At 67.9% G+C, this 13858-nt stretch carries 11 protein-coding genes; 9 read left to right on the top strand and 2 right to left on the bottom strand.

Going from position 1 to position 13858, the window contains the following annotated elements; all coding sequences use genetic code 11:
* Positions 1 to 10: 10 nt before the first annotated feature.
* From TY51_RS15220 to TY51_RS15185, 8 genes are all read left to right on the top strand, one after another.
* A complete protein-coding gene (locus tag TY51_RS15220; protein ID WP_042250968.1) occupies positions 11 to 1519 on the top strand; it encodes a tripartite tricarboxylate transporter permease in 1509 nt (502 codons plus the stop codon).
* Positions 1520 to 1542: 23 nt separating this feature from the next.
* On the top strand, positions 1543 to 2505 hold the full coding sequence (locus TY51_RS15215; RefSeq protein WP_081995113.1) for a tripartite tricarboxylate transporter substrate binding protein: 963 nt from the start codon (positions 1543 to 1545) through the stop codon (positions 2503 to 2505).
* A 300-nt stretch (positions 2506 to 2805) separates the two neighbouring features.
* On the top strand, positions 2806 to 3555 hold the full coding sequence (locus TY51_RS15210) for a FadR/GntR family transcriptional regulator (protein WP_042251000.1): 750 nt from the start codon (positions 2806 to 2808) through the stop codon (positions 3553 to 3555).
* 22 nt (positions 3556 to 3577) lie between these two features.
* Positions 3578 to 5086: an ABC transporter substrate-binding protein gene (locus TY51_RS15205; RefSeq protein ID WP_042250965.1), complete on the top strand. Its 1509-nt coding sequence runs from the start codon at positions 3578 to 3580 to the stop codon at positions 5084 to 5086.
* Between the two features lie 54 nt (positions 5087 to 5140).
* Positions 5141 to 6088 carry an ABC transporter permease gene (locus TY51_RS15200; protein WP_042250963.1) on the top strand — a complete coding sequence of 316 codons (948 nt, stop codon included), beginning with the start codon at positions 5141 to 5143 and terminating at the stop codon, positions 6086 to 6088.
* Complete coding sequence (locus TY51_RS15195) at positions 6085 to 6885, top strand: ABC transporter permease (RefSeq protein ID WP_231559082.1); 801 nt, start codon at positions 6085 to 6087, stop codon at positions 6883 to 6885. The genes TY51_RS15200 and TY51_RS15195 overlap by 4 nt, the downstream gene beginning before the upstream one ends.
* A gap of 75 nt (positions 6886 to 6960) precedes the next feature.
* Positions 6961 to 8742 (top strand): gamma-glutamyltransferase family protein, encoded by a 1782-nt coding sequence (locus TY51_RS15190; RefSeq protein ID WP_042250960.1) that lies wholly within the window; start codon positions 6961 to 6963, stop codon positions 8740 to 8742.
* 1 nt (position 8743) lies between these two features.
* Complete coding sequence (locus TY51_RS15185; RefSeq protein WP_197054788.1) at positions 8744 to 10546, top strand: ABC transporter ATP-binding protein; 1803 nt, start codon at positions 8744 to 8746, stop codon at positions 10544 to 10546.
* Here TY51_RS15185 and TY51_RS15180 read toward each other — a convergent pair.
* A complete protein-coding gene (locus TY51_RS15180) occupies positions 10543 to 11109 on the bottom strand; it encodes a pyridoxamine 5'-phosphate oxidase family protein (RefSeq protein ID WP_042250957.1) in 567 nt (188 codons plus the stop codon). The two genes, TY51_RS15185 and TY51_RS15180, sit on opposite strands and share 4 nt — an antisense overlap.
* Complete coding sequence (locus TY51_RS15175) at positions 11106 to 12065, bottom strand: acetamidase/formamidase family protein (RefSeq protein ID WP_042250955.1); 960 nt, start codon at positions 12063 to 12065, stop codon at positions 11106 to 11108. The genes TY51_RS15180 and TY51_RS15175 overlap by 4 nt, the downstream gene beginning before the upstream one ends.
* A 131-nt stretch (positions 12066 to 12196) precedes the next feature.
* On the opposite strand from TY51_RS15175, the gene TY51_RS15170 reads away from it, so the two are divergent.
* Positions 12197 to 13858 (top strand): methyl-accepting chemotaxis protein (locus TY51_RS15170; protein ID WP_052650298.1); only part of this gene is annotated, 1662 nt, incomplete at its 3' end.

Raw genomic sequence — 13858 nt, 5'->3', positions numbered from 1 at the left:
AACACCGATCATGGATCTTCTGTCCAACCTGGCGATGGGGTTCGGCGTCGCGTCGACCCCGGCCAACCTGGCCTTCTGCCTGATCGGGGTGCTGCTGGGCACGCTGATCGGCGTGCTGCCGGGCATCGGCGCCACCGCGACCATCGCGATGCTGCTGCCGATCACCTTCCAGCTGGAACCGGTCAGTTCGCTGATCATGCTGGCGGGCATCTATTACGGGGCGCAGTACGGCGGCTCGACCACCGCGATCCTGATCAACATGCCGGGCGAAAGCAGCAGCGCGGTGACGGCGATCGACGGCTATCAGATGGCGCGCAAGGGCCGCGCAGGCATCGCGCTGGCCACCGCCGCCATCGGGTCGTTCTTTGCCGGCACGGTCGCCACCCTGCTGGTCGCGATCTTTGCCCCACCGCTGACGACGATCGCGCTGAAATTCGGCGCGGCGGAGTATTTCAGCCTGATGGTGCTGGGCCTGATCATGGCCGTGGCGCTGGCGCACGGGTCGGTCCTCAAGGCGCTGGCGATGATGGTGCTGGGGCTGCTGCTGGGCATGGTCGGCACCGACATCTATACCGGCACGCCGCGGTTTACCCTGGGCATCACCGCCTATGCGGACGGGCTGAACTTCGTGGCGCTGGCCGTGGGCCTGTTCGGCATCGCCGAGATCCTGCGCAACCTGGAGACCGAACATACGCGCGAGGTGATGGTCAAAAGTATCCAGCGCCTGATGCCCAACCGCCAGGAATTCCGGGAAATGGCCGCCCCGATCATGCGCGGCACGGTCGTGGGGTCGGTCCTGGGCATCCTGCCCGGCGGCGGCGCGATCCTGGCCAGCTTTGCCAGCTATACGATGGAAAAGAAGCTGTCGCGCACCCCCGAGGAATTCGGCCATGGCGCCATCGCCGGCGTCGCGGGTCCCGAAAGCGCGAACAATGCGGGCGCGCAGACCAGCTTCATCCCGCTGCTGACGCTTGGCATTCCGGCGAACCCGGTCATGGCGCTGATGATCGGCGCGATGATCATCCAGGGCATCGTCCCCGGACCGAACGTCGTCGTCGATCAGCCGATGCTGTTCTGGGGCATTATCGCCAGCATGTGGATCGGCAACCTGATGCTGATCGTGCTGAACCTGCCGCTGGTCGGGCTGTGGGTCAAGCTGCTCAGCGTGCCTTATTACGTGCTGTTCCCAATCATCATGGCGATGTGCGCGATCGGGGTCTATTCGGTCGACAACAACACCTTCGACCTTTACGCGGTCGCGTTCTTCGGGCTGCTGGGATACGTGCTGTCCAAGCTGCGCTGCGAACCCGCGCCTCTGCTGCTGGGCTTTGTCCTGGGCCCGCTGCTGGAGGAGAACCTGCGCCGGGCCATGATCCTGTCGCGGGGCGATGCGACCACCTTCCTGACGCGCCCAATCAGCGCGGGTCTGCTGCTGGCGGCGCTGGCGGTCCTCGTGCTGGTGTTCCTGCCCCAGATCCGTTCCCGCCGCGACGAGGTCTTCACCGAAAGCGACGGCTGACCACATTCCAAGGGAGAGAGACGATGACACCATTCCTGAACCGCCTGCTGCTGGGCACCGCGATGGTCGCGGGCCTGGCGGGCGCCGCCGCCGCCCAGTTTCCAGAACGGGCCGTGACGCTGGTCATCCCCTTCGCCGCCGGGGGGTCGACCGACGTCGTGGGCCGGATCGTGGCCGACAAGATGAGCACGCATCTGGGCGAACAGGTGATCGTGCAGAACGTCGGCGGCGCCGGCGGCAGCCTGGGCGCCACCCAGGTGGCCCAGGCCGAGGCCGACGGATACACCATCCTGATGGGCACCGTCGCGACCCATGCCCTGAACCCGCTGATCCTGACGCAGAAACCCTATGACCCGGTGGCCGATTTCGCGCCCGTCTCGCTGCTGGTGCTGGTGCCGAACGTCTTGGCCGTGAACCCCGAACTGGGCGTCGACACGGTGCAGGAACTGATCGACCTGGCCGGGACCGAACCCCTGGCCTATGCGTCGTCGGGCAATGGCACGCCGCTGCACCTGTCGGGGGAGCTGTTCAAGTCGATGGCCGGGATCGACCTGACCCACATCCCCTATCAGGGATCCGGTCCGGCGCTGACCGACGTGCTGGGCAACCAGGTGCCGATCATCTTCGACAACCTTCCGTCGGCGTCGGGCCACATCACGTCCGGCTCGCTCAAGGCGCTTGGGGTGACCACCGCCGAACGCGCGCCCAGCTTTCCCGATGTGCCGACCATCGCCGAGACGCTGCCGGGATACGAGACCTACAGCTGGAACGCCCTGTTCGCCCCCGCAGGCACCCCGCCCGAGGTGATCGCGGCGCTGAACGAAGCCGCGCTGGCCGCCATGGCGGACCCCGAGGTGATCGCCCGGATGGAGGAATTTTCCGCCACCATCGTCGCGTCCTCTGCCGAGGAGCTGGGCACCCATGTCACGGCCGAGATGGCCAAGTGGGAGCCGGTCGTCACCGACGCCCAGGTCCGCATGGACTGACCGTACCGCGCGGGCGATTCCCGCCCGCCGCACCATCCCGCACCGCGCGCCGAAGGGGTCCTCTCCTTCGCGCGTCGCATTTTCACGAACCGCTGAAACTTCGGGCAATCGGGGTCGTGGATGGGGCAGAGGCAAACCATTCTCTTGTAATGGTTCGCAATTCCGACAGGCCCTGCGCGCCGCAGCGACCGCAAGTTGACCTGAATAGGTCCGATAACGGGTGTTCACGCATCATCGCGCTTGCGTGACGTCAGATTTGTGACAGCATGAACCAATAACAGATTGGTTCGCCCGATGGACATGCCCGATCCCCACCAAGCCGATCACGCCCCTGCCAAGGGTCAGGGAAACATGACCTCTGCCTATGCGCTGGAACAGCTGCGCGCGTGGGTGGACGATGCGGGCCATCCGAACGGCACCCGCCTGCCGACCGAACGGCAGCTGTCCGAACAGATGGGCATCGGCCGCCGCGCCATTCGCCGCGCGCTGGAGGTGCTGGAGGCCGAGGGCCGCATCACCCGCCGCCAGGGGGCGGGCACGTTCGTCGGCGGCCAGATCGACACGACCGCCGCCACCGACTTCTTCGAGATCATGGAGGTGCGACTGCGCCTGGAACCGCAACTGGCCGCGCTGGCGGCCCTGCGCGCCAAGCCCGTCCAGATCGCCCGCATGCACGAACTGTCCGACCGCATCGCGCAATGCGTCGACGCCGACGAGGGAGAGCTGTGGGACGGCACCCTGCACCGCCAGATCGCCGAGGCCGCCGGCAATGCGCTGTTCCTGTCGCTGTTCGACGTGGTCAACCGCATCCGCCAGGACCCCGCCTGGCAGGCGGTGCGCGAACGCGCGCGGGGCGGTCTGGCCGGGCACGCGCTGCCCGTGGCCCAGCACCGCGCCATCGTCGATGCCATCGCCGCCCGCGACCCGCAGGCGGCCGCCGAACAGATGCGCCTGCATCTGCTGATGCTTCAGGAAAAGCTGATCCGCCTTGGATCGGCCGACCTGCCCGCACCCGACACAGGAAGGCCGGACCAACCGGCCCATGCTTGACCCCCATCAGGAAGGACATCCCATGACCCGACATCTGCTGACCGCCACCGCCCTTGCTGCGCTGCTGACCGCCCTGCCCGCGGCCGCGCAGGAATTGCGCATTGGCCTGGGCGACGACGCCGACATCCTGGACCCGGCGCAGTCGCGCACCTTCGTGGGCCGCATCGTCTATGCCGGCCTGTGCGACAAGCTGGTCGACCTGGATGCCGATGCGCAGATCATCCCGATGCTGGCGACGGACTGGTCCTATTCCGACGACGGCCTGCAGCTGATCATGAACCTGCGCGACGACGTGGTGTTCCATGACGGCACCGCATTCGACGCCGACGCGGTGGTGGCCAACATCACCCGGTCGATGACCCTGCCGGAATCGCGCCGCAAGTCGGAGCTGTCCTCGGTCGCGTCGGTCGAGGCGACGGGCCCGTTGCAGGTGACCTTCACGCTGACCGCGCCGGACGCGTCGCTGATCGCGCAGCTGTCGGACCGCGCCGGGATGATGATCTCTCCGACCGCGGCCGAGGCGACGGGCGCCGATTTCGGCCAGAACCCGGTCTGTTCGGGGCCGTTCAAGTTCGTCGAACGCATCCAGCAGGACCGCATCGTGCTGGAGAAGTTCGAGGATTACTATGACGCGGACCGCATCCAGATCCAGCGCGTGACCTATCGCCCGATTCCCGACACCACCGTGCGCCTGGCCAACCTGCAGTCCGGAGAGCTGGACATGGTCGAACGGATCGCCGCCACCGATGTCGGCACCGTGTCCCAGTCCGACGGGCTGAGCCTGCAGGAGGTCGTGGGCCTGGGCTACATGGGCATCTATGCCAATATCGGCAACGGCGACCGTGCCCTGACCCCGATGGGAGAGGACGCACGCGTCCGCCAGGCGTTTTCGCTGGCCATCGACCGCGAAGCGCTGAACCAGGTCGTGTTCGACGGCACGTCGCGGGCGGGCAACCAGCCCTTCCCGCCGACGTCGCAGTGGTACAACCAGGACCTGCCCGTCCCCGCCCGCGATGTCGAGGCCGCCAAGGCCCTGCTGGCCGAGGCCGGACAGGACCGCGTGGCGGTGGAAATCCAGCATGCCAACAACCCGGTCGTCACCCAGATGATGCAGGTCGTCCAGGCGATGGTGGCCGAGGCGGGCTTTGACGTGACCCTGCGCGCGACCGAATTCGCGACGCTGCTGTCGGAACAGACGGCGGGCAACTTTCAGCTGTCGCGGTCGGACTGGTCGGGGCGTCCCGACCCGGACGGCAACCTGCACCAGTTCGTCACCTGCGAGGGTGGCATCAACGACCCGAAGTACTGCAACCCCGAGGTCGACCGCCTGCTGAACGAGGCACGCGCGGTCACCGACCCCGCCGCCCGCAAGGAACTGTACGACCAGGCCGGCGTGATCCTGAACCAGGACCTGCCGGTGATCTATCTGGGCCACCAGACCTACATCTTTGCGCTGGACGACAAGGTCCAGGGCTTCAAGGCGCTGCCCGACGGGATGATCCGCCTGCAGGACGTGACCCTGGCCGACTGACCATGACCGGGGGCGCGCCCGCCGCGCCCCCGCACCGATGGTGAAAGGACCCCCATGCTGATCTATATCGCCAAGCGCATCCTGATCGCGCTGCCCACCCTGCTCATCGTGTCGATGCTGGTCTTCGGGCTGCAGATGCTGCTGCCCGGAGACCCCGTCCTGGCCATGGCCGGAGAGGAGCGCGACCCCGAAACGCTGGCCCGCATCCGCGAACAGCTGCACCTGGACGACCCGGTGCCCATCCAGTACCTGCGCTGGCTGGGGGGCGTGGTGACGGGCGATTTCGGCACCTCGCTGCGGACCGGCGAACCGGTGGCGCAGCTGATCCTGCAAAAGCTGCCCGTGACGATCCAGCTGGCGATCATGTCGATGATCTTTGCCATGCTGATCGGCATTCCCGCAGGCATCATCGCGGCGGTGAAAAAGGGCACCGCGGTGGACTGGCTGGCCAACTTCGTGGCGCTGTCGGGGCTGTCCATCCCGAACTTCTGGCTGGGGATCATGCTGATCCTGCTGGTGTCGGTGAACCTGAGCTGGCTGCCGGCATCGGGGTATGAATCGATCTTCGTCGATCCGGTCCGGTCGCTGCAGACGATGATCATGCCCGCCTTCGTGCTGGGCACGGGGCTGGCCGCGACCCTGATGCGGCACACGCGGTCGTCGATGCTGGGCGTGCTGTCGGCGGACTATATCCGCACGGCGCGGGCCAAGGGCCTGACCGGCCGCCAGGTGGTGCTGAAGCACAGCTTTCGCAACGCGCTGCTGCCGGTCATCACGCTGACCGCGCTGCTGTTCGGCGAACTGCTGGCGGGCGCGGTGCTGACCGAACAGATCTTCACCATCCCCGGCTTCGGCAAGCTGATCGTCGATGCGGTGTTCAACCGCGACTATGCCGTGGTGCAGGGGGTCGTGCTGTGCACCGCCGTCGGCTTCCTGCTGATGAACCTGGTCGCGGACGTGCTGTCCGTGATGCTGAACCCCCGGATGAGGGCCGCCCTATGACCGCCATCGACATGCCCGCCCCCCGTGCCAAAAGCCGCTTCTGGCGCAAGTTCCGGCGCAACCGCGCGGCGCTTGTGGGGGGCGTCATCGTGGCGTTCTTCGTCCTGCTGGCCGCGGCCGCGCCGATCCTGCCCATCGCCGACCCGCTGGCCACCAGCTGGACCGCGATCCGGCTGGCGCCCTCCGCCGAATACTGGCTGGGCTCGGACGAGATCGGGCGCGACATCCTGTCCCGGATGATCTGGGGAGCGCAGGCGTCGCTGATGGCAGGCGTCATCTCGGTCGCGATCGCCGTCGTCACCGGTGTGCCCATCGGGCTGATCGCCGGCTATTTCGGCGGCTGGACCGACACGATCATCTCTCGCTTCACCGATGCGCTGCTGGCGATGCCGTTCCTGATCATGGCGATCGCGCTTGCCGCGTTCCTGGGGCCCAGCCTGACCAACGCGATGATCGCCATCGGCCTGTCGGCCATGCCGATCTTCATCCGCCTGACCCGCGCGCAGGTCATGTCCGTCAAGACCGAGGATTACGTCGAGGGCGCCCGCGCCATCGGCTTGGGCCACATGGCGATCATGGGCCGCTATATCCTGCCCAACATCACCCCCCCGATCATCGTGCAGGCGACGCTGACCATCGCCACCGCGATCATCGCCGAGGCGTCGCTGTCCTTCCTGGGTCTTGGCCAGCAGGCCCCCGCGCCCAGCTGGGGGTCGATGCTGAACGTGGCCAAGAACTTTCTGACGCAGGCGCCTGGATGGCCTGGTGGCCGGGGGCGGCGATCTTTCTGGTCGTGATCGGCTTCAACCTGATCGGCGACGGGCTGCGCGATGCGCTGGACCCGCGCGAACACTGATTTTCAAGGAGTCGTCATGACCCAATTCACCACCCGCCCCGAGATCACCGGCACCTTCGGCGTCGTCACCTCGACCCACTGGATCGCGACCGCCGTGGGCATGGCGATCCTGGAAAAGGGCGGCAACGCCTTCGATGCCGCCGTGGCGACCGGGTTCGTGCTGCAGATCGTGGAGCCGCATCTGAACGGCCCGGCGGGCGACCTGCCCGCGATCATTCATTCCGCCAAGACCGGCAAGACCCAGGTGATCTGCGCCCAAGGGGCCGCCCCCGCCGGTGCCACGATCGACCATTACCGGGCCGAGGGGATCGACCTGATCCCCGGCAACGGGCTGCTGGCGACGGTCATTCCCGGCGCCTTCGATGGCTGGATGCTGATGCTGCAGGAGCACGGCACGATGACCGTCGCCGAGGTTCTGGCCCCCGCCATCCATTATGCCCGCCACGGCCACCCGATGCTGCCCCGCGTGGCCGACAGCATCGCCGGTCTGGCCGATTTCTTTGCCGCCGAGTGGCCCACGTCGCATGCGACCTGGCTTCCGGGCGGGGATGCGCCCAAGGCGGGCGTGCTGTTCACCAACCCGGTGCTGGCCGACACCTATGCCCGCATCGTCGCGGCCGCCGATGCCGCGCCGACGCGCGAGGCGGGCGTGCAGGCCGCCCGCGACGCCTTCTATCGCGGCTTCGTCGCCGAGGCGATCGACCGGTTCTGCCGGACGACAGAGGTGATGGACGGCAGCGGCGCGAAACATCGCGGCGTGCTGACCGCCGACGACATGGCGGGCTATGCCGCCACGACCGAAGAGCCCACCTGGGCCAGTTATCACGACTGGACCATCGCCAAGACCGGGCCCTGGGGCCAAGGGCCGGTGCTGCTGCAGGGGCTGAAGATCCTGGAGGGCATCGACATCGCCGCGATGGACCCGAACGGCCCCGACTTCGTCCATACCGTCATCGAGACGATGAAGCTGTCCTATGCCGACCGCGAGGTCTATTACGGCGACCCGTTGATGCACGACGTGCCGATGGAGGCGCTGCTGTCGGACGCCTATGCCACGGAGCGCCGCGCGCTGATCGGGGATACCGCGTCGCTGGACCTGCGTCCCGGCACCGTGCCGGGGTATGAGGATCAGCGCGCCCGCACCCTGTCGCTGCTGGACGGTTTGGGCAAGGGCGCGGTCTACGAGCCGACGATGGCGCATCTGTCGGAAAAGCGCGGTGATACCGTGCATATCGACGTGATCGACCAATGGGGCAACATGGTGTCCACCACGCCCTCGGGGGGGTGGCTGCAGTCGTCACCGATCATCCCCGATCTGGGCTTCTGCCTGAACAGCCGGGCGCAGATGTTCTGGCTGGAGCCGGGCCTGCCCACGTCCCTGGCGCCGGGGCGCCGTCCGCGCACGACCCTGACGCCGTCGCTGGCACTGCGGGACGGGGTGCCGCATCTGTCCTTCGGCACGCCCGGCGGCGACCAGCAGGACCAGTGGCAGCTGGTGTTCTTTCTGCGCCACGTTCATTTCGAGCCGAACCTGCAGGCGGCCATCGACGCGCCGCTGTTCCATTCGACGCATTTCCCTGCCTCGTTCCACCCGCGCACGGCGGCACCGGGCGGCATGCTGATCGAGGATCGCGTGGGCCAGGCCACCATCGACGAATTGCGCCGTCGCGGCCATGACGTGACCGTCACCGGGCCGTGGGACATCGGCCGCCTGACCGCGGCCAGTCGCGACGCGCAGGGCATCCTGCGCGCGGCGGCCACGCCGCGCCTGATGCAAGCCTATGCGGCGGGGCGGTGACATGACCGATCCCGTCCTGTCGCTGCGCGGTCTGTCCGTCGCATTCCCCACCGAAGACGGCCTGAAAGAGGTCGTCCGCAACATCACCTTCGACGTGGCCCCGGGCGAGACCGTGGCCATCGTCGGCGAAAGCGGATCGGGCAAAAGCGTCACCTCGCTGGCGATCATGGGCCTGCTGGACAAGCGCGCCCGCGTCACCGGTCAGGTGCTGCTGGGCGGCTGCGACCTGACCCGCCTGCCCGAAAAGGACATGCGCACGGTCCGCGGCAACGACATCGCGATGATCTTCCAAGAGCCGATGTCGTCGCTGAACCCGGTCTTTCCGGTGGGCGACCAGATCGCCGAACTGCTGATCCGCCACGGCCAGGTCCCCCGCGATCAGGTCGCGGCCGAGGTGCTGCGCCTGATGGACCGCGTCCGCATCCCGAATGCGGCCGCGCGAATCAAGGATTATCCGCACCAGTTCTCCGGCGGCATGCGCCAGCGGGTGATGATCGCGATGGCGCTGGCCGCGCGCCCTCGCCTGCTGATCGCGGACGAACCGACGACGGCGCTGGACGTGACCATCCAGGGCCAGATCCTGGACCTGATCAAGGAGATCCAGGAGGAGCAGGGCATGGCCGTCCTGTTCATCACCCATGACATGGGCGTGGTCGCCGAAATCGCCGACCGCACCGTGGTGATGTTCCGCGGCGATCACGTCGAGACCGGGACCACCGCGAACCTGTTCCAGGATGCGGGCCACCCCTATACCCGCGCGCTGCTGGCCGCGGTGCCGCGGCTTGGGCAGATGGCGGGCCAGGAATGGCCGCTGCGGTTCCCCAAGGTCGACATGGACAGCGGCGCGATCACCGCGCAACCGGCGGTGGTCGACACCGTCGACCGCAGTGCGACCCCGGTCCTGTCGGTCCGGAACCTGGTGACGCGGTTCGCCGCAGGCTCCGACCTGCTGGGCCGCCCCACCGGCAAGGTCCATGCGGTCGAGGATCTGACCTTTGATCTGTGGCAGGGGGAAACCTTGTCGCTGGTCGGTGAATCCGGTTGCGGAAAATCGACCACCGGGCGGTCGATCCTCCGGCTGGTCCAGCCGGAATCGGGCCAGGTCCAGCTGGACGGGTTTGACGTGCTGACCGCCGGGCCGGGCGATCTGCGCCGCATGCGCCGGTCGGGCCAGATGATCTTTCAGGACCCGTTCTCCAGCCTGAACCCGCGCATGACGGTGGGGCAGACGGTGGCCGAACCGATCCTGGCGCACAAGCTGGCCGGCCGGGCCGAGGCACGCGACCGCGCCGCCGAACTGCTGCGCCAGGTGGGTCTGGACGGGTCGATGCTGGACCGGTACCCGCATGAATTCAGCGGCGGACAGCGTCAGCGCGTGGCGATCGCGCGGGTGCTGGGCCTGAACCCCAAGGTGATCGTGGCCGATGAAAGCGTGTCCGCGCTGGACGTGTCGATCAAGGCGCAGGTCTGCAACCTGCTGATGGACCTGCAGGAGCGGTTTAAGATCGCCTATCTGTTCATCAGCCACGACATGGCGGTGGTCGAACGCGTCAGCCACCGCGTCGCGGTGATGTATCTGGGAGAGATCGTCGAGATCGGCCCGCGAGAGGCGATCTTTGCCGACCCCCAGCATCCCTACACGAAAAAGCTGATCGCGGCCGTGCCGGTTCCTGACCCTGCACGACGCGGCCTGCGCCGCGCCATGCAGGTGGACGAGCTGAAAAGCCCCGTCCGCCCGATGGGGTTCGAACCGCCGAAACGCGACTGGCGCCAGGTGTCGGAACGGCATTTCGTGATGGTCTAGGGCGCCAGCCACTGACCCTGCCAACCCGTCTCGCGCGTGTATCGCGCGCGACGGTGCTGGGGGCCCAGATGCACCGCGTCGATGGCCAGAACCGTCAGGCGCAGCACCGCAAAGCAGGCGGCGTCCGGGCGTTTCGCATAGGCTAGCGCATCGTCGATGGGTGTGCCGGGCGGCGGCTGCGAGCCGTAGCTTTGCCGCGACGGGTCGGGCACGCGCGCCCAGACCTGCGCGACCGCGGGGCCGGTCAGGATGTCCGCCCGCGCCTCGATCCGGGTCTGCAGATGCGCGCCGCCGTCCCAGACATGCAGCGCCGCCATCGGGTTGGCGCGCAGGTCGCCGACCTTGCCCGACATCAGATCGGTGTGCACCTCCAGCACCCCCGCGGTGTCGTCGGCGCCGCGCAGCACCACCGTGCGCGCCTGCGGCATGCCGCCAGGCGTGACCGTGGCCAGCACCGGGTGGCGGGCGGGCGCATGCCGGTCGACCACACCGCGTTGCAACCGCAGCCACACCTGATCGTACAGGCTGTCCAGCCCCGCGGCCCAGGGATGCGGGTCGCTCATTCGAAGACCGAGCGCGGGAAATAGAACGACACGACCCAGTTCGGCATGTCCACGATTTCCGATATCCGCAGATCGCCGCAGGTGGACATCAGCATGTAGGCCTCGACCGCGGGCATGCCATGGCGGGCGCACAGCAGGTCGACCATCTGTTCGACCGCTTGGCGCGCGCCGGTCATCAGGTCGGGGCCGATGCCGGTCGTGACCTCGTACCCCTTGGCGTCCAGGTGCGGCGTCACCGGACCGGGCGTGGTGAACCGCGGCATGACTAGGTTCGCGCCCTTGACCAGGTCCAGCGTCAGGGTGACGTCCATCGGGCTTTCGATGGCGGTGCCGCAGACCTCTCCGTCGCCCTGCGCGGCATGGGTGTCGCCCACGGAAAACAGCGCGCCCGCCACCTCGACCGGCAGATACAGTTCTGCCCCGCGCGACAGGTCGCGGATGTCCAGGTTGCCCCCCGTGCGGCGCGGCGGGACGATGGAATGGGTGCCCGGTTCCGCCAGGGCCACGCCGATGGTCCCGGCAAAGGGCTTCAGCCCGACGCGGCCATGGCTGCCCCACAGCGCCGGCGCCAGCGTCGCCGCATCATAGCGCCACAGCGTCAGGGCCGGATCGGGGAACTGGTCCGCCAGCAGGCCGAACCCCGGAATGTTCGCGGTCCAGCCCCACCCCTGCCCGTCGTGGGCCTGCGGGGCGAAATCGACCAGCGTGATCTTCAGCGCGTCGCCCGGTTCGGCCCCGTCGACATGGATCGGGCCGTTGACCGGATTGATGCGCCCGAAATCCAGCGTGGCGATGTCATCGGCGGTGCTGGACAGGCTCAGCTGTCCGCCCGACGCCTCCATGCAGGCAAAGCGGATCGTCGATCCGGGCGCCACGGTCTGGACCGGGGCAAACGCGTTGTCCCATCCTATGTGATGCTGCGCCGCGTGGATGGTATAGTTGCACTGTCTGCACATCGTCCTGTCCCCTGATCCGTCCGCCGCCAGTGTCGGTGCAATCCGCGCGGGGTTCAATCGCCTGCCGCCGTCAACGGTCCGTTCATGTGTCGCAGCTATGTCTTGTCGGATCACACCGGGAAGGCCGCTGCATGACCTTTGGAATTTCACGAAAACTGACCCTGCTGACCGGGGTCGCGGTTGCGCTCAGCATCCTTGCGATGTCGCTGCAACTTTCATCGCTGCACCACCTTCTGTGGAAGGACCGCAAGGAGCTGATCGCGACCCAGGTCGAAAGCACGGTCAGCATGCTGACCCATTTCGCGGCCCAGGCCCAGTCCGGCGCGATGACGCTGGACGACGCGCAGGACCGCGCCAAGGAGGCCGCCCGCGCCATCCGCTATGGCGACGACGACTATGTCTTCATCTATGACCCCCAGGGGCTGCGCGTCATGCATCCCGACACCGAACGCGAGGGCACGAATGCCTGGGACGCGACCGACGCCCACGGCAAGCTGCACATCCGCGAGATGATCGTGACCGCGCGCGAGGGCGGCGGCTTTACCGAGTATTTCGTCGCGCGCCTGTCGGGGGGCGATCCGCTGCCCAAGCTGTCCTATTCCACGCTGTTCGCGCCTTGGGGCTGGACGGTGGGGGCAGGCCTCTACGTGGACGACATCACTGCCGATTTCATGGCCGAGATGCGGCGCAGCGGGGCCTGGTCGGGGTTGCTGCTGCTGGCGCTGATCGCCTGCGCGATCCCGCTGTCGCGCAGCATCAGCAAGCCGATCAAGGCACTGACCGCGATGATGGGTCGCCTGGCGCAGGGTCAGACCGAAGACACCGTCCCCGGCGCCGCCCGCCGGGACGAGATCGGCGCCATGGCCCGCGCGGTCGAGACGTTCCGCGCCGCCACCATCGACCGCGACCGCCTGGCGCGCGACGCCGATGCCGTGAACGCCCGGCAGGCGCAGATGGTCGAACAGACGAACCTGCGCGCGACCCAGCTGCAGCATTTCGTGGGCGCGATCAGCGACGGGTTCGACAGGCTCAGCCGCGGCGACCTGACGGTGCGCATCACCGACCCGGTTGCGCCCGAGTTCGAGTCGGTCAAGGATCAGTTCAACACCTCGCTTGGCCAGCTGGACGAGGCGTTGGGACTGGTGGTCGAGGGGGTCACCGTCATCCGCGGCGGCTTGGCCGAGATCAGTGCCGCCGCCCACGACCTGGCGCATCGCACCGAACAGCAGGCCGCCAACCTGGAGGAGACCGTGGCCGCCCTGACCGAGGTGTCGCGCGGCGTCGATCAGGCGGCCGAGGGCGTGTCCACCGCCCAGACCAGCGCCGAGACCGCGCAGCGCAACGCCCAGGGCGGCGGAGAGATCGTGCAGAAAGCCGTCGGTGCCGTGGGTCAGATCGAGGAGTCGACCCGCCAGATCGGCACGATCATCACCGTCATCGACGAGATCGCCTTCCAGACCAACCTGCTGGCGCTGAACGCGGGCATCGAGGCCGCCCGCGCCGGAGAGGCCGGGCGCGGCTTTGCCGTCGTCGCCCACGAGGTCCGCGCCCTGGCCCACAAGACCGCCGAGGCCGCGCATCAGATCAAGGACCTGATCGGCGCCTCGACGGTGCATGTCCGCGAGGGGGCGGGGCTGGTGCGAAGTTCGGGCGCGTCCCTGGTCACCATCGTCGAGGAGGTGTCTGCGGTGCGCACGATCATCACCATGATCGCGTCCAGCACGCGCGAACAGTCGCAAAGCCTGCGCGCGCGTGTCGGCGGGGGCCGACCAGATGGACAAGGTCACCCAGCA

The organism is Paracoccus sp. PAMC 22219 (genome assembly GCF_000787695.1).
Taxonomy (GTDB): Bacteria; Pseudomonadota; Alphaproteobacteria; order Rhodobacterales; family Rhodobacteraceae; genus Paracoccus.
The sequence above is the reverse complement of the archived record's forward strand: the minus strand, read 5'-3'. Positions and strand labels throughout refer to the sequence as shown.

Excerpts from the sequence above, each read along its gene's own strand:
- TY51_RS15190 (WP_042250960.1), top strand. The coding sequence starts at position 6,961 with ATGACCCAATTCACCACCCGCCCCGAGATCACCGGCACCTTCGGCGTC.
- TY51_RS15220 (WP_042250968.1), top strand. The coding sequence starts at position 11 with ATGGATCTTCTGTCCAACCTGGCGATGGGGTTCGGCGTCGCGTCGACC.
- TY51_RS15200 (WP_042250963.1), top strand. The coding sequence starts at position 5,141 with ATGCTGATCTATATCGCCAAGCGCATCCTGATCGCGCTGCCCACCCTG.
- TY51_RS15205 (WP_042250965.1), top strand. The coding sequence starts at position 3,578 with ATGACCCGACATCTGCTGACCGCCACCGCCCTTGCTGCGCTGCTGACC.
- TY51_RS15175 (WP_042250955.1), bottom strand. The coding sequence starts at position 12,065 with ATGTGCAGACAGTGCAACTATACCATCCACGCGGCGCAGCATCACATA.
- TY51_RS15210 (WP_042251000.1), top strand. The coding sequence starts at position 2,806 with ATGCCCGATCCCCACCAAGCCGATCACGCCCCTGCCAAGGGTCAGGGA.
- TY51_RS15185 (WP_197054788.1), top strand. The coding sequence starts at position 8,744 with ATGACCGATCCCGTCCTGTCGCTGCGCGGTCTGTCCGTCGCATTCCCC.
- TY51_RS15215 (WP_081995113.1), top strand. The coding sequence starts at position 1,543 with ATGACACCATTCCTGAACCGCCTGCTGCTGGGCACCGCGATGGTCGCG.
- TY51_RS15180 (WP_042250957.1), bottom strand. The coding sequence starts at position 11,109 with ATGAGCGACCCGCATCCCTGGGCCGCGGGGCTGGACAGCCTGTACGAT.
- TY51_RS15195 (WP_231559082.1), top strand. The coding sequence starts at position 6,085 with ATGACCGCCATCGACATGCCCGCCCCCCGTGCCAAAAGCCGCTTCTGG.